Genomic DNA, 15733 nt, shown 5'->3' on the forward strand with positions numbered 1-15733 from the left:
ATGTCTCGTTATCATCCTGACTATAATGATGATTATCTCGACAGACTACAACAGCAACTCCAGTCTTTCTCTCCTAATCACTTACTGGCTCGGGAGGGGATGGTTTTGCCTGTTTGTTCAAGGGTATAGGTTATTAGATATGACTATAGTGCTGGAATTTTAGCGAAATCCACGAGAATTATATTGCTAACTATAAGGTTTTTGCATTAACAGCTGTTGGGAACACATGATCACATTGCTCCCAATACAAAGTAGGTAGTTTTGATATTCCCCAGAGTGTGTTCGTTCGTGTAGCGGCTCTTCGGTTAGTATCGGTTTATCCCACGGCGAAAGGCGATGAAGCGAACGCGCCCCGCGTGGCCAAAGGCCTCAGCTTCCGCGCTTATGCGATTAGCCCGAAGGGCGTTGGCTAGCGATGAAGCAAAGCTTCCGCGCTTATGCGATTAGCCCGAAGGGCTACGCCAAAGGCGATCGCACTCTGGGGAATCCTGTTGGTTATTACTCCCTTTCGGAGTACTGATACTGAACCCAATAGTTCACCCTGGTGGTTGTCGGTTACTGGAAATCCCTCTAATTAAGTTTTCGATTAGATTAGCCCAATCCTTTAATATATAGCGCTACATTTAAATAGTCGTCCTTTCAGGAAAATATATTTCGCAATACTTTAAAAAATACTTTTAAAGATGTCTATTTGATCAGCTTGATCAGCTGGCTTGGGGCAAGTGATTGGATAAAACGCTGCTGGTCTGAGGCAATCCCTATGCCCAAAAAAAAAGAGAGCCAGGTTTTTGACTCTCTCGATCATCAGGGTGCATCTACTAATTAAAATTTATCACAAATGGTGAGGGGTGTGACCCCTCATAGCAAAAAATAAGCCAAATGGCTGATACCAATGGGCTAAATACCTGTGCAATATTGCCTGTCCGATATAGATTATTTTGGCTTTTTGGCGTATTTTCGGCTCAATTCCACCGTATCAGGCCAAAACTGGTGTTCTAAGGGTCATCCTATAGGACAGAAATCTAGATTCGTAATAATTCAAGGGGATTTAGAGCAAATTGACAGAACCGATTGGCCGTAGGCCACGCCAAAGGCGATTAGCCCGAAGGGCTACGCGTTCGCTCCGGAAGCGTTGTGGCCAAAGGCGTCAGCTTCCGCGCTTATGCGATTAGCCCGAAGGGCGTTGGCTAGCGAACGCGCGGGTGGCAGAGATGATCTCAAGCTTGTGCCAGTAGGAAGATAACCAAAAACTGAGGTCGATAGTGATCGCTCAGTAGGAGCGCACAACCGTGGATCTGTATAGTCGATCTGTATAGTCGTAAGTAGCAGGATACTCTGTTGACTGAAGTGATGCTCTAGAAAAGACTTTAAATCCTAGGTACTTGAGTTGTGGAATCGTTCATTCCCGAAGCGTGGCCCACGGCCAAGGTTTTGATGAAATTTCCTGAAACTCTAGATTTCCTTAAGTAGTGGGTATTAGACTTAACTTAAGTTACACCCTTGTCTGATGAAATTTGCTACTATTGCCCAAGCTAAGAGAATAATAATCTTTATACTAACGTTTTGCTTAAGCGGGTGTTTTCCTCAACTTGACCAAATATTCAGAAATCCATCTTGTAGGAAAGCTGAGGAAGTTGTCAAAACAGCCCAAAATAAATTCAATAGTATAGTTGTTAAGGTCACCCAAAAAAGTCCCGATCAAGAAACCATTGAAAAGCTATACTCACAATTGAAAACTCTTGAAGAATCAGAAGAACAAGCTTATAAAATCTGTCACAGAACCTAGCTATTTTTTAAATTTATATAGCTTGCTTTAAAGGGAACAGGAAACAGGTAACAGCGGATCTGGGAACAGAAAAAGGATAGCAGCAATGCATCGCTTTTTTGATCAATCATCTGTTTACATCTCAAATAAAAATGATCTATTTATTCTTTTCCGAAAACTAATCCTGATCAAGACCATAAGATTGCAACATTTTTTCTCGCCGTTTACGAGCAATTGCTTGTAGATCAATGTTTCGATCGGTCTCATCAACAATTTCACCGGTTAGCACTTCCAGTACATCTTCCAGGGTAACTACACCAGAAACACCCCCATATTCATCCAGTACAACCATCAGATGTTCACGGGTTTGCTGAAAGGTTTTCAGTAGCTTATCAGCCCGAACAGTTTCAGGGACAAAGCGGACTTGACGAATCAGAGAAGCAAGGGGTTGGTTATGTTTGTCTTCAATGATTGCTGTGAGTAACTCATCTTTGAGAGCAATTCCAATAACTTTATCAATAGATTCTTCAACCACAGGCATCCGGGTGTGAGGCGAAGCAATAATGCTTGGTTTAGCATCAGCCAAAGTGGTATTACCATGTAAATAGGTGGTTAGGATTCGCGGTGTCATTAAATCAGATGCAGTCAAATCATTTAACTGAAATACTCGTTGGATCATTTCTGCTTCATCATCTTCAATCACCCCTTCTTGATACCCAACCTTGGCTAAAAACCGGATTTCGGCCTCATTGGTGGTAGGAAGTTTTTGACCTTTAGTAAACGGAGCAGTAATTTTTTCCATCAACCACACCAGAGGCGTAAACACAACGGTTAAGAACCGAACTGGTAGAGCCACGAGTAGGGCGATGTTTTGGGCGTAGATCTGACCAAGGGTTTTCGGGACAATTTCCCCAAATACAATAATTAGAAAGGTAAATAGACCTGAAAAAACCCCCAACCAAGCTTCTCCTAAGACCCTAGCCGCAAGGGAACCAATTACGATGCTGCCAACAATGTTGAAGGTGTTGTTGAGAATAACAATGGTAGCTATGGGTCGGTTCATATTTTTGCGAATCGCCAGTAGTGCTAACGGTGTAGGCTTGTTTGACTGCGCTAACTGTCGGACTTTAACAGTAGGCACTGAAAACAAAGCCGTTTCTGCCATAGCACATATGGCTGAACCGAACAGAACGATAAGTACTGCGATAATGACTTGAAACATGGTAAATGTGACTAGGCGTAAAACCTTAGGCTGGTGCGCTACGCGCAATTGTTACCCGCCTAATCCCTGATTAACTCACCATTATTGATTTAACCGCTAATTAGAAACTTCTGCCAGTTCAATTACACGATCGTCCACATCCTTGACCAAAAAGTTAAGGGGCTTGAGGGTGCGCACTTTGTATTTCAGGCGTCTCATCTGCACCAGCATCAAAACTTGATCTAAGCACTCATGGTCAAAGCACACGTGACGTTGTTGGTTTTTATTGCCCAAGCTAGCTCCAGAAATTACGTGGAGCTGGGTATTCTTCTTTAACTGGTACCATAGACCATCAGCACCACTGAACTGGGTAGCTTGGGTGGTACCCAGATTGGTTGACATATATAGGGGATCAATGCTGGTACTCCCCATGGTCTGCTCGTAATTATAGTAGTAATGTAAGGGGACTTCTGCTGCGGATAACTCTAGCAAGCCTTCATAAAACTGTCGCGCTATTGCCAAATCAGACACCATGATGGTGTGAACTTTTGGAGCGCTGGTCAAAAACATCCACATGGCAAAGGCATAGGCGGCTAGGAGCATTACCATGATCCCTTGAGTGGAAAACAGGCTATCTAAAGGCAAAGAGGGTAAAAATGCGCCAACAGGCAGGGGCGAAGTTAGCCAGGAAATAATATCAATTGATAGAATCATAAACTTAAACAGAGTTAGCAACTGAATAAATTAGTTTAAAGCTCTTTATGAACTTTTTGTCCAATCGTAGGTAATATTATTACCATCAGACATTGAGGTGCGACCCTAGGGCGCGAGCAATCCCTCGCGCCCTAGGAGGCGCGCACCTTGGCGATGGCCTTTGGGCCACGCTACGCGAACGCTTTTTCTCGATTTTAGCTTCAACTGAAGGAGCATCGGAGCACCAAAGGTTGTAGACTTGGTATCGTCATCCATCTCCTTCATCTTGAGGTCTAGTGCAGACCTAGGATATTAGGTCTCGACATTGATCTACTCCAATGCCAGTTAACGATCGGCATTTCCCCTTTCTCAACATGAGGGGGTTGTGGTGAGATCAGGGTGCATCTAGTCTAATTCTCCTAATTACAGCTTTTATTGAAAGATTGTGCAAATTCCCAATTTTCCTGAATCTAAGCATCCACTTATTAAATCACTGTTTCATCATAGTGATCAGGAATTGCTGACTTTGTTTCAGCGTCATCGGTCTGAAGGGAAGTACTTTACAGCAATTTTCTGTCGCTACAGTCCTATTGTCTATACATTAGTGCGCCACTCAGCGCGATCGCCTGTACAGGCGGAATATCTATTTGCTCTGACTTGGCGTCACATCTATCACGAACTTGGTGGCATGGATTTGCGGGAGGATTATGGACTAGAGTCAACCTCCTTCCAAAACCAGATTATAAACCTAACGGCGGTTTGTATTAACCAGGCAGACTTGCCACCAGTTGAGTCTATTCACTATAACCTCAAGGTATCACCACCACCCTTGTGGTGTTATTTGGAAATGGCATTGGAACAGCTACCACCAGCGGTGCGGTTGATGGTAATCATGGCTGGGACCTTTCACTGGAGTGAAACGCGAATTGCGGCTTATCTGCAAGCGGAGGGAGAGATGATTACTCCAGCTCAGGTGAGAACTGAACTCCAAGAAGGCTATGAACTGTTGGAAGCTGCTTTACCCGAGGATATTCGGGTGGTCTATCTGGGGGTCGAAACCAAGAATCGAGAACAGTCTGATCTTTTTGCAGTACCGGTTTTGAGCGAATAAGAGGCGGTTAGTTTGCACCCTTGATCTGGGTACTTTGATTATAGGTTCAACAATAGCAGAAACGTTGATCAAACGGAGTCTTTTGGTATGGCGAATCGTAGCAGGTTGGTGACTAGTCTTTCCGGAATCATAGCGCTAGGCTTTACCCCATTGATAATGTTGGCTAGCCCGATGGCTTGGGGTCAGACTCGGAGCATCGACCAACAACTGGCAATCCCTTTAGACAATCGTAGTGACCGCAAAGCAAGAAATCGGGCAGATTTTTTCCTGGAGCAGTCAGAGCTGGCCAAACAGAGTGGTAACTTGAACGATGCGATCGCGTATTTGTCCCAAGCGGGAGAAATTTATCAGCAAATTGGTGACTTTGAGGGATTGGGTAAGACTTACAATTCCCTAGGTCAGACTTACGCCAAGTTGGGACGCTATCAAGATGCAGAGCGAGCCTTGCGCCGAGGCTTGGGTGCTGCCCGTTCTCAACAAAGTTTTCAGCCACAGATTTATAGTATAAATAATATTGGAATATTATTACTGCAAACGAGAAACCTTAAAGCGGCTCAAGAAGCTTTTACGGAAGCACTGACCATTGCCCGTACTATTAAGGATGATGACGGTGAAGGGTTGAGTCTGAATAATCTAGGCTTAGTGGCAGCTCAAGGGGGAAACTATCCCGAGGCGATTAAGTGGTATGAAGCTGCCCTAGTTTTACGGCGTCGCTCTCGGGATAAGTTAGGTGAGACGAATATTCGGAATAATTTGGGAGATGCGTATCTCGCCGCTAGACAGGAAGAAGATGCTTTGTATTCTTACCGCATTGCCCAGATACTGGCTGAAAAAGTTGACAATGTTTTCAATCAGATTCGTGCGGTGAAGGGTATAGCGTTAACCCATATTGCTACAGGTAAGAATCGGCAAGGGGTGAAAGCACTAAAAGAATATCTGGCTTTGGCACAAAAACAAAACAATCGCCGTGAAGAGCTTGTTGCTCTAAAGTTGTTTGCCCAGTTATACCAAGACACTGGTAATGTGTTAGAAGCTCGGGCTTTTTATAAAAAAGCGATCGCAGTGGCTCATGCTTTAGGAGATATTCAGGAAGAAACATTGTTGATGAGCGATTTAGCTCAAATTATTTATGTTACTCCTTAGTCATTAGTCCTTGGTCTTGAATCCAGTTTTTGAGACTAGTATACGTTGATTGGGCTATCTGTTTTACCTGGTTTTGAAGTTTCCATTTTTGGAAAGCTCTTTCGTAGTCATCGCCCTGTAATTGATAAGTATTCCAGGCTCTGAGTGCTATCCACAAACCCCAGAACAATAAAATATATAAAGACCAAGACAGGTAACCAACGTTAATTAGATTAATCGCCAACAAAAAACTATTAACGATTACAAACTTTCCAAAACTTTTTTTAAATTGGCTACGTCGGTAGCTATTGAATTCATGACGTTTTTGCTGTTCTTGTTGCTGGGCTAGCCATTCTCGTTCTGCTTCCAAGAGAGTGTGGGTTGAAATCCCTAATTCAGAAGCAATTTCCACCAACTGTTCACGGGAAAATTCTTCAACCATTTCCTGACGTGCCAGGGCTAGATTGAGAATTTGCTGGATGTCTTGTTGGTTGTAAGAGTGGGTAATTTTGGTTTCAAAGACGGACATCATTGAGTCAGTTTAACTAGTAGGAAGGGGGTAGTGCTTAAAGAAGATGTTGCTCTAAACACGCTTGAGCGTATAGCGGTGCTTAATTTTATTATGCCTATGGAAACAGAAAGGGGTCAAACCACCTGCATTCCTAAAACCGCACTAAGCGTGGACGGGTTTTACGGCATTTTAGCAATCGGCAAATCTTTTACATTTCGTTACGATAGAACCATGAAAGACGAAACTACTATTGAGTTGCTTGAAGGTAGGTTAATTGTTCATTGCTCTTGGTTGATTGTTGATTGGCAAAAGCGATAAACCCTTTACTGCCAAGGATAACTAGCCATGGTATCATTCTCTATTTTTCATGAAATATATTTCATGAAATGTTAACCATGAACCATAACCTATCTACTACCTTATAAGCCAACTTGGTATAAAAAAACGTCTTAGGAGAGTTCGAGGTAGTCTGCATGAACGGCAGTATTCGTGTTGGGAATTTATTTGGGATTCCCTTTTATGTGAATCCAAGCTGGTTTCTAGTCCTAGCTTTAGTCACCTTTGATTTCGGAGGTGACTTAACAAATTTTTCAGGATTGAGCGGTGTTTTGCCATGGTTTTTAGGATTTGTCACTGCAATTTTGTTATTTGCCTCTGTGTTAGCTCATGAACTAGGACACAGCTTTGTGGCGATCCAGCAGGGAATTGAGGTTAAATCTATCACTCTCTTCCTATTTGGTGGTCTAGCTAGCCTGGAGAAAGAATCAAAAAGTCCACTAGAGGCGTTCTTAGTTGCCATTGCTGGTCCAGCTGTTAGTTTGCTACTATTTGCTCTACTAACTGCCGTTCAGGCTAATGCTAATCTAGCTAGTTCATTGGCATCTATTGTTGGACTCCTCGCCTCCATCAACTTGGCTTTAGCATTGTTCAACTTAATTCCTGGCTTACCACTAGATGGGGGTAACATCCTGAAGGCACTGGTTTGGCAAGTTACGGACAACCCACACAAAGGTGTGTTATTCGCTAGCCGTGTTGGTCAGTTCTTTGGTTGGGGAGGAATTATTTATGGAGTGCTTCCAATCCTACTGTATGGTAGCTTTAATGGCATCTGGTTTGCCTTAATTGGTTTGTTCTTGCTCCAAAATGCTGGCATGTCGGCCCAATCTGCTATGGTTCAAAACCAGCTAGATGGGTTGACAGCAGAAGATGCGGTCATTCCCAACAGCCCAATTGTCTTCGCTGATTTGTCTCTAAGGGAGTTTGCCAACGAGTACATTATCGGTAAAAATCAGTGGCGCAAGTTTCTAGTAACTGATGAAGCGGGCCAACTGCTTGGAGAGGTCTTAGTCGATGATCTCAAAACTGTTCCTACCTCTAATTGGCCGGTGACTCCAGTAAGAGCACTGATGAATTCTGTTAAGACTTTTAAAACTGTTCAATCAGACCATTCCCTGTTAGAGGTTGTCAAAATTATGGAGAAAGAGCAGCTAGATCAGCTACCTGTGGTTAGTGACAACGGTGTACTGATGGGAATTCTGGATACAGCTTCCATTCGGAGTATCCTCGAAGAACGAAAAAAGGCTATTCAGGGTAAGAGGTAAGGAGTAATGGGTAACTGACTCAACAAGATTAGCCAACGAGAGTACCCAACTAGACTGGAGTCACCAAAGGATAGTCAAAAGACTGTGCCATCACTTTCTATCTGAATCGGGGAAGATCCTCCTGGTCTCAATTGAGCAGCAATTCTACGTCCTGCTGTCCAAGTTCCTCCTTGTAAGACTTTTACTAGTGGCAATTCAGTAGCACTCAGGTTTAATTGTTGACGAATAGTTGCTGCTATTTGATCTAGCAAACTAACGGTGAGTGCTCGCCACTCAATAATCACTTCCGAGCTGGGTAAGTGAGACTGTTGTAAAATAGCGCTATGCTTTACCTCTAGTAATCCTAGATCTAAACATAAGCCCCCATTGCGATATTCTGCTAAGCCGGTCAACTGATCAAGTTCAGTAATCTCTAAACCCAGTTCCTGCAATGGCTCTAATAGGGAGTAAGTTAACCACTCAGAGAGCTTGTGAAATGGTACATACTCGGAACCATAGTTATCCCCTTTGAGAGCAGAATGTTGCCACACATCCCCTAAATTTACCCCCGCTATGGATTCTCGTTTTGGCCAAATTTCCCCTAATCCCTCCAGGACGGTGCTGAATAGGTTAGTGGCACTCAGAAGGTTGGCAGGTTGACAGGTTGCAGGTTGTAGGTTGGCAGGTTGTAGGTTAGCTGATTGACAAGTTGCAGGTTGCTCCTGGGGAGGTTGTGAATCTTTAAGTGGCTTGACCAAGCTTTGGTTGTCTTGGCAACTTTCACGGTTCAAGTTGCTATCGTGCAATCCCTTGGTAACCTGCAACTTATCTAGCAATTGGTAATTTACCAAGTCATTTAACAAGTAATTTACTAAGTTGCCAGGACGAGGATTGACTTTGCCAAACATCAGTGGATCATCAACCAGTGCTTTACCTAAGCGCTTTAGTAAGGCTAGCCTACCTTCTATACCTATTAGTGGATTGGTTTGACTGACCTGGAATCCCTGGGCTAAGTGGTGGGCACTCAAGGATTGAAGTCCTTTGGCATCGACTTGCCAAGGTAGGTCTGGGTCGCTGGAGAAAGCTCCCTGACAGAACATGCGGAAACTAGCAACGGCTAATCCTTCGGAACGGCGAAACACTAGTCCGGTTTCTGGTTCATGATACTGCCAATTGCTGCCAGCCCCAGCATCGAGCAGGACGCTAATGATGACTAAGTCGAATTTGGTTTGGGCTTTTTGGAGTGGAGTGAATCCTGCCAATTTCTGGTCTAGTTCCTGAAAACGAGGGACATTTCCTACTTCAAAATGCCGCCAGCGACTATGAAATGGAATCTGAAAATCGGGGTAGTGCTGGTGCATTACCTCGATGACATAGTTAGCTACTTGCTCTAGCTTGGTTAAATTGCAGCGAAAGTACTGCAACTGGTCAACAGTAGCTAAGGTGAAAATGCGATCGCATCTCTCCCGAATTGCCAATGGGGTTCTTAAGTAAGCGATTAACTGCTGTTGTCCATTATCCACAGTTGACATAGGTAACAGTAAATTAGGGAATAGGCAACTCGGGGGTGAGTATTGACTATTGAGGATAAATACTAATCGGCTAAACCACGCCCTTGAATTTGATCTAATGCGATCGCATCTAGTTCAGTTGTATTTTCAGTGTAATAACCAGCAGCTTTTTTGGCAGCGATTTCTACCTGGGCATCAGCGGGAATCAAGTGTTCTGGAATGGGAATGCGCTGAATAATCTCAATACCGGATTGAACGATAGCGTTATATTTCATATCGCTCATGGAGACAAAACGGTCAATTCGTTTAATTCCCAGCCAATGGAGCACATCAGGCATTAGTTCTTGGAAGCGGATATCTTGAACCCCAGCCACACACTCTGTACGGTTGAAGTAGGCATTAGCGCTATCACCTCCTTCCTGACGTTTCCGGGCATTGTACACTAGAAACTTAGTTACTTCACCTAAGGCGCGACCTTCTTTACGGAAATAAACAATGACACCTGCACCTCCAGCTTGGGCTGTCTGGACACAGACTTCTAGACCATGGACTAGATAGGGACGACAGGTGCAGATGTCGGAACCGAAAACATCGGAACCATTACATTCATCATGAACTCGTACAGCCAGCAGTCGATTGGGTTCAGTAATGGCTGCCACATCACCAATTAAATAGACAGTGATGCCACCAATCGGGGGTAAGAATACCTTTAAATCGGGGCGGGTGATCAGTTCGGGGAACATGCCACCGGTTTGCTGGAATAGAGCACGGCGCAGGTAACTTTCCTGAATGTCCAATCGTTGGGCAATTCCGGGTAGATACCAAACCGGGTCAATTGCTACTTTAGTGACTACTAAACTACCATCGTTTTTAAGAATTTTGCCATCAATTGCTAAACGGTTTTTCTCTACAGCATCCTGTAGTTCTGGCATATTGATATGAGCTTTGGTGATGGCAATTGTGGGTCTAATGTCGTATCCCTGCTGATATAAATCGCTATAAACTTCACCTACCATCGCCCCAAAGGGGTCGAGAGAAACAATCAAATTAGGGTCAGTCCAACTGGGATGAGGACCAATGGGGACGATGGGAGCAGTGTTGGTGAGATCCGGGCGGTGATTGGGCTGGAGTGTACCACTGGCTACGGCTAAAGCTCGATACACTGAATAGGAGCCTGAGTGAGTACCAATAACATTGCGATGAGCTGAGTTAACTAAGGTTCCGACAATAGGTCCTCGTTTGAGGGGGTCACTTTCTCCCCAGTTAATTGCTGGAGAATTTAATCTAGAAGAGTTGGGATGGGAGGTTAAAACAATATGCTTGGGTTTGCTGATAGTTGTTAAATCTTCCATTAGAGTTACTCTGTAGAATGCACCAACAAGTGTCTAGGTCTTAGATGCTAAGACTTAGTTAATAGGGATAACCTACCCTAATAACAATTTACAACAGAAGTATAAGATTGATGTTGCTCTTGTGGTAAATAATTGCGGAACCAGTGCCTTGAGCTGTAATATGCAAAAAACCAAATTACGCCACCATGACTCCAAGCTCAATTGCTCACAAGCTAGTTATAGCAAGGAGTTTCGTATTTTGGTATTTCTCATATTTTTAGCGTCCGCGCCCTTACCTTAGCAGCATTCATATTATGTATGAATAAATTTCGCCTTCTCTGTTTTATCTTGTCGCTCTTCTTGGTCATCTTTGCTGTTGCCAGCATTTCTTCTGCCCAGATAACCGATCCCATTCCCGAGCCAATTAAAAAGTCAGAACTCTCTGTCGGATTGGAAGAAGTTGTTCAAATTCCCAATAGTGGAACTGGAAGAAATAAAGCTGCTCGCTTGAACCTGCTTACCTATGCAGGAGATGAGACCCGACGATTATTTGTTAACGATATGCATCGATTCTAAACTAGATTGATACCTATTTCATGACACGCCCTATAAAAAATTGACATTGTTAAAATTTTAGTATAGGATAAATTGCTTATTATTAAATCAGTCTTAGACAAATCCAGTACAAAATATGAGTAACGGCAAGGCACTGCAACCATCCCCCTATTCAAAAAGACAATACAATATTCACCAACCTGGTGACTTTGATGTTGCGGTTAATTATAGTCGTGTGTTGTTGGCAATTGCTGGTGCAGAGGGTGAGCTGGCAGAGGCAGAATTGGATTGGTACATTAATGAGCTGGTTTTGTTCGGATGTACTGAAGAGTATTTGCCAGAAATCAGTAAAGAGTATATTGCCACTGTCAAAAACCTTAATTGGAAAGATGTTAATCTCGAAGAGCTATTGGAGAAGATTAATTTTGATTTTCCCATGAATTCGCCAAAAGTTATTTTATATCAAGCGATCAAGATGTGCCGAGCTGATAGAGAATATCATCAAAAGGAGAAGGAAGCCATTCGGAAAGCTGCTCAAATTTTAGGTGTTTCACTTACAGATGTTATGGCGATTGAATCACTAGTAGAAATGGAAGAAGCAGCAGAAAAATTAAGATATACTGTGTTAGAAACAATAGGATAGTTGAGATAATTTGAACACACTCTTGTCCTGGCAAATTAAAGTGTGTTCAAATCATTCATTTTAATTTAGAAACTTCATCGACAATATTCTAAATTAGTTCAGTTGGGAGACTAACACTTGTCCAAAAAGTACATACATGGCTATTCACATCAAGAGCAACAACGCTTAGTTAAACAAGCTCAATATTGGCGGGACAAAGTGCTATTGCGCGATCTCAATTTGTTTCCGACCGAGAATTTGTTAGAAATCGGCTGTGGTACAGGTGCTGTCTTAGGAATAATTCTAGACAGTTTTCCAGATTTGAGAGTAGCTGGAATCGATCTCGAATCTACTCAAATAGAATGCGCTCAGCACTATTTACATACTCTTGGTTTTGAAAACAACATTGATCTGCGTGTAGGTGATGCCATTCAGCTTCCTTGGCCCGATGCCAGTTTTGATCATGTTTATGCCATCTGGTTCTTAGAACATGTCTCAAATCCTAAAGCAATTCTGGAGGAAGCGTACCGTGTCCTCAAGCCAGGCGGTCGAATTACCGTAACTGAAACTGATTACGAAACTCACCTGATTTGGCCTGACTCCCCTGATTATCAATATTTACTACAATCTTACCGTGAAATGTTCTTATATGCAGATGGTAATCCCTGTATCGGGCGAATTTTGGGACCACTTTTAACTTCAGTGGGTTTTCGGGAGGTCACTAATATACCATGGGCGTTTTATAACTTTGGTAATACTGAAGATCAAGATCTAGAGAAGTTGGTAGAGTATATGCACTCTTGTATACAACCAACTCTGATGGAAATGACACGAAAACTGGGAAAGGATTCTCAAAGGCTAGAAGCCGGTCTAGAATTTTTCCGAAATCTTACGAACCAGCCTGAGTGTGCCGTAGCATTGACAATATATCGGGCATCAGGGAAACGATAGTCAAGTTAAAGACTACAACACTCTTGAATTACTATAAACTACTATAATAAATAGTAGACTGATATTTTTGGGTAAATTTTTTAACAAGATATTTTTGTATGGTTACATTTAATTCGGTTTCTCAGAAAGAATCACCAGTGTCTCTGAGTTTTCCTGAGAATAACTCAACTACTCCAGATCGGAATTACCAAAGCCTAGAAGCAGTCATTGATTTTTACGAGCAAAAAGATATAAGAAATGACTACTTCCAGTGGTTGCATTCAAGGCCTATCGATCTTTCCAGCATTTGGTTGCTTCTCCATAATCTTCAGGGGATTACTGCAGAGTTTGTCCGCTGGCTCGCTAGTGCTGTGTCTAGAATCGACGATAATGTTATTCGTTGCTTACTTGTAAAACAGCTCTATGATGAACTTGGGAACGGAAATCCTGAACAGTGTCATACTTTACTATATAATCGCTTTTATCATGCCTTTCATCCCTGGCAACCAGAGTCAATTGCTACCGGGAAGATGGATGCTCTGAACATTAGCTCACCTGGGATAAAACTAAGACAACGACTAGAAGGCTATTTTAATGCTCCTGATCCGACTATTATCATCGCTGCATTTTTGGTAGAAGAAATTTACGCCAAGAAGTTCATTGAATGTCTCAATGAGCAAATCATGCGGACTCAGGAAATTTCTGAGCATGATTTAACTTGGCTCACCTTACATAGCGTGGTAGAAGCGGATCATGCTGGAGATTCTATCCATCTAGCCCGCCGTCTGGAAGAGATAGAAGTTTCCCGTAGCCTAGTTTATATGGTGACTGAAGAGGTATGGAATATTTTTATGCGGTTCCAGGATGAGATGTATGCACTCAATCTTGAACTATTTTCAGTAGATATCTCCAGAAAATAGACGAGGTTTAGACGCTTCTGTCATCGATCACTACTTGTGTACCACTACCATTAATCTGAATTATAAATTATATACTCCTACTAATTATCTGATTAATCCAGGATAATTGGTATGACTTTCTAGCGCATCCCTTTAATCTTAAGACGGATACGATAAAGACTGTTTCTAGCTGTAATGTAAAGGGTTTGGTAGTCGCTGTCGCCCCAGGCTAAATTAGCGGGCGCTTCTGGTGTTTCAATAATGCCCAGTAGGTTGCCGCTGGGATCAAAAATCCAAACTCCCCCAGGTCCAGTACTGTAAACATTTCCTTGGATGTCTACCTTCATACCATCTGCTGCCCCCTCTTTACTAGGAGGTTTCAGTTCGGCAAAAAGTTTTCCATTCTCTAACATCCCGTCTGGCTTGACATCAAAAACCCGAATATGACCTCTTTGTGAATCATTCACATATAATTTAGTTTCATCTGGGGAAAAGACAATACCATTAGGGCGGACAAAGTCATCAACAAGCAGGGTTAGTTTGCCATCTGGTGCTAGGCGATAAACACCATAAAAGCCTAATTCTTCTTGTTCGGATTTGATGCCATAGGGAGGATCGGTAAAATAGATGCTACCATCTGATTTGACTGCTAGATCGTTGGGACTATTCAGCCGCTTGCCTTGGTAGTGACTAGCTAGAGTTACAATTTTTCCATCTTTCTGTGTGAGGGATAGACGACGATTACTATGTTCGGCAGTAACTAAACGCCCTGAGCGGTCTAAGGTATTACCATTAGCATTGCCAGAAGGTTGACGAAAAATCTCGGTTTTTTGCTCTGGTTGCCATTTATAAATGGTATTAGCTGGAATATCACTAAATAGCAGAAAGCCATCGGGATGCCAAACAGGTCCTTCAGTAAACTTAAAACCTCCTGCTACTTTTTGAATTTGAGTATTGGGAGGAATAATTTCTCCTAGATTATTTTGTTTGGTGTAAAATTTATAAACCATTAGGTGTCGATAAGTTTCACCTGGATTCAAGATAATCGAAGGAAAGTTAGGCTGATTGACTGAGTCAGTAAAATATTGTGTATCATCATCTAGCTTACCGCTGTTTTCAGGCAAGTGTAATTCAGTAAGAGTCGCACCATAGTTGGTTATTTTCGCTACTAAACCATTGGTATTGGTTAAGCTATAGAGATCAACTTTCTGACCATCTTTAGTCTGGCCAAATTTAATTTTGGTTATACTTTTGTTTTCTTTGGTCTGGTAGTTATTTGCTGTGGGGTAAGATTGCTCAGGGCTAACTAGTTGGTAGGAATCTACGTTCACTAAAAGTAAACTCATTCCCATCGCAGTAAAGACTGTAATTATTTTTGTTAACATTAAGCCAGTCAGCATAGTTTCTTTGTTAGTAATTGTAATCTGTTAAAAGTATAATTTATATATTTTTTTTTAGGAAGATAATAGAAGGGCACTGATTCCTCCTGCTGGGATGAGAGGTCGCCATTGGTAAAAAGTTAAATACGAATACCTTGTGGTGAACGCTAATGGGTAATGGATAATCGGGAGCCAATTAACTATCACCAGCTAACTAGATGTAGAATTCCTGAAGCTATTTCAGATTAGCCGATAGTTTAGATATCAATAATCCAGGAAAACTCAGGGATTTGACCTAGGGCTGCTAGTAAATGATTGAGTCTGGACAACTAGAAACACGCTGATTTATTATTGGTTCTTATTACTTCTTATTCCTTTTAGGATTAGGCTGACTGGTTACAACCAGCGACCTTGATTGTACTGACCTTTATTAAAATGAGGAGAGTGCTAGGTTAAGCCTAATCTAATTCCAGTGGAATTATAGCAACTTTAATCCATATTAGGCATTGTTCTTAAAAATTAT

The 15733-nt window shown here is 42.4% G+C and carries 14 protein-coding genes; 8 read left to right on the forward strand and 6 right to left on the reverse strand.

Translation table 11 applies throughout. The annotated features are described in order from the left end of the window. Positions 1–1943 precede the first annotated feature (1943 nt). Both F6K52_RS00005 and F6K52_RS00010 read right to left on the reverse strand, forming a co-directional pair. Positions 1944–2987 (reverse strand): hemolysin family protein, encoded by a 1044-nt coding sequence (locus F6K52_RS00005; RefSeq protein WP_293072379.1) that lies wholly within the window; start codon positions 2985–2987, stop codon positions 1944–1946. A 96-nt stretch (positions 2988–3083) separates the two neighbouring features. Beyond that, positions 3084–3680 carry a glyoxalase-like domain protein gene (locus F6K52_RS00010; protein WP_293072381.1) on the reverse strand — a complete coding sequence of 199 codons (597 nt, stop codon included), beginning with the start codon at positions 3678–3680 and terminating at the stop codon, positions 3084–3086. A gap of 424 nt (positions 3681–4104) precedes the next feature. On the opposite strand from F6K52_RS00010, the gene F6K52_RS00015 reads away from it, so the two are divergent. Together F6K52_RS00015 and F6K52_RS00020 are read left to right on the forward strand one after the other, a co-directional pair. Continuing rightward, a complete protein-coding gene (locus tag F6K52_RS00015; RefSeq protein WP_293072383.1) occupies positions 4105–4770 on the forward strand; it encodes a sigma-70 family RNA polymerase sigma factor in 666 nt (221 codons plus the stop codon). Between the two features lie 87 nt (positions 4771–4857). Continuing rightward, positions 4858–5913: a tetratricopeptide repeat protein gene (locus F6K52_RS00020; RefSeq protein WP_293072385.1), complete on the forward strand. Its 1056-nt coding sequence runs from the start codon at positions 4858–4860 to the stop codon at positions 5911–5913. On the opposite strand, the gene F6K52_RS00025 is transcribed toward F6K52_RS00020, so the two are convergent. Then, a complete protein-coding gene (locus tag F6K52_RS00025) occupies positions 5903–6424 on the reverse strand; it encodes a 2TM domain-containing protein (RefSeq protein ID WP_364415304.1) in 522 nt (173 codons plus the stop codon). The two genes, F6K52_RS00020 and F6K52_RS00025, sit on opposite strands and share 11 nt — an antisense overlap. Positions 6425–6454: 30 nt before the next feature. Between F6K52_RS00025 and F6K52_RS00030 the strand changes: the two genes are divergently transcribed. Next, on the forward strand, positions 6455–6721 hold the full coding sequence (locus F6K52_RS00030) for a hypothetical protein (protein WP_293072387.1): 267 nt from the start codon (positions 6455–6457) through the stop codon (positions 6719–6721). A gap of 155 nt (positions 6722–6876) precedes the next feature. Next, positions 6877–8004 (forward strand): site-2 protease family protein, encoded by a 1128-nt coding sequence (locus F6K52_RS00035; RefSeq protein ID WP_293072388.1) that lies wholly within the window; start codon positions 6877–6879, stop codon positions 8002–8004. Positions 8005–8078: 74 nt separating this feature from the next. Here F6K52_RS00035 and F6K52_RS00040 read toward each other — a convergent pair whose 3' ends face one another. Together F6K52_RS00040 and F6K52_RS00045 are read right to left on the reverse strand one after the other, a co-directional pair. Next, positions 8079–9515: a URC4/urg3 family protein gene (locus tag F6K52_RS00040; protein WP_293072390.1), complete on the reverse strand. Its 1437-nt coding sequence runs from the start codon at positions 9513–9515 to the stop codon at positions 8079–8081. A gap of 62 nt (positions 9516–9577) precedes the next feature. After that, a complete protein-coding gene (locus F6K52_RS00045) occupies positions 9578–10846 on the reverse strand; it encodes a GTP cyclohydrolase II (RefSeq protein WP_293072392.1) in 1269 nt (422 codons plus the stop codon). Between the two features lie 339 nt (positions 10847–11185). Between F6K52_RS00045 and F6K52_RS00050 the strand changes: the two genes are divergently transcribed. From F6K52_RS00050 to F6K52_RS00065, 4 genes are all read left to right on the forward strand, one after another. Continuing rightward, positions 11186–11401: a hypothetical protein gene (locus F6K52_RS00050; protein ID WP_293072394.1), complete on the forward strand. Its 216-nt coding sequence runs from the start codon at positions 11186–11188 to the stop codon at positions 11399–11401. A 115-nt stretch (positions 11402–11516) separates the two neighbouring features. After that, on the forward strand, positions 11517–12023 hold the full coding sequence (locus tag F6K52_RS00055) for a TerB family tellurite resistance protein (RefSeq protein WP_293072396.1): 507 nt from the start codon (positions 11517–11519) through the stop codon (positions 12021–12023). A 117-nt stretch (positions 12024–12140) separates the two neighbouring features. Continuing rightward, entirely contained in the window at positions 12141–12953 is an 813-nt protein-coding gene (locus F6K52_RS00060) for a methyltransferase domain-containing protein (RefSeq protein ID WP_293072398.1), read from the forward strand. Positions 12954–13051: 98 nt separating this feature from the next. Next, positions 13052–13852 carry an iron-containing redox enzyme family protein gene (locus F6K52_RS00065; RefSeq protein ID WP_293072400.1) on the forward strand — a complete coding sequence of 267 codons (801 nt, stop codon included), beginning with the start codon at positions 13052–13054 and terminating at the stop codon, positions 13850–13852. 119 nt (positions 13853–13971) lie between these two features. On the opposite strand, the gene F6K52_RS00070 is transcribed toward F6K52_RS00065, so the two are convergent. Further along, complete coding sequence (locus tag F6K52_RS00070; RefSeq protein WP_364415313.1) at positions 13972–15216, reverse strand: SMP-30/gluconolactonase/LRE family protein; 1245 nt, start codon at positions 15214–15216, stop codon at positions 13972–13974. Positions 15217–15733 lie beyond the last annotated feature (517 nt).

Origin of the sequence: Moorena sp. SIO3H5 (genome assembly GCF_010692395.1) — a bacterium.
Lineage (GTDB): Bacteria > Cyanobacteriota > Cyanobacteriia > Cyanobacteriales > Coleofasciculaceae > Moorena.

Excerpts from the sequence above, each read along its gene's own strand:
- F6K52_RS00005 (WP_293072379.1), bottom strand. The coding sequence starts at position 2,987 with ATGTTTCAAGTCATTATCGCAGTACTTATCGTTCTGTTCGGTTCAGCC.
- F6K52_RS00010 (WP_293072381.1), bottom strand. The coding sequence starts at position 3,680 with ATGATTCTATCAATTGATATTATTTCCTGGCTAACTTCGCCCCTGCCT.
- F6K52_RS00020 (WP_293072385.1), top strand. The coding sequence starts at position 4,858 with ATGGCGAATCGTAGCAGGTTGGTGACTAGTCTTTCCGGAATCATAGCG.
- F6K52_RS00025 (WP_364415304.1), bottom strand. The coding sequence starts at position 6,424 with ATGATGTCCGTCTTTGAAACCAAAATTACCCACTCTTACAACCAACAA.
- F6K52_RS00035 (WP_293072388.1), top strand. The coding sequence starts at position 6,877 with ATGAACGGCAGTATTCGTGTTGGGAATTTATTTGGGATTCCCTTTTAT.
- F6K52_RS00040 (WP_293072390.1), bottom strand. The coding sequence starts at position 9,515 with ATGTCAACTGTGGATAATGGACAACAGCAGTTAATCGCTTACTTAAGA.
- F6K52_RS00045 (WP_293072392.1), bottom strand. The coding sequence starts at position 10,846 with ATGGAAGATTTAACAACTATCAGCAAACCCAAGCATATTGTTTTAACC.
- F6K52_RS00055 (WP_293072396.1), top strand. The coding sequence starts at position 11,517 with ATGAGTAACGGCAAGGCACTGCAACCATCCCCCTATTCAAAAAGACAA.
- F6K52_RS00065 (WP_293072400.1), top strand. The coding sequence starts at position 13,052 with ATGGTTACATTTAATTCGGTTTCTCAGAAAGAATCACCAGTGTCTCTG.
- F6K52_RS00070 (WP_364415313.1), bottom strand. The coding sequence starts at position 15,216 with ATGTTAACAAAAATAATTACAGTCTTTACTGCGATGGGAATGAGTTTA.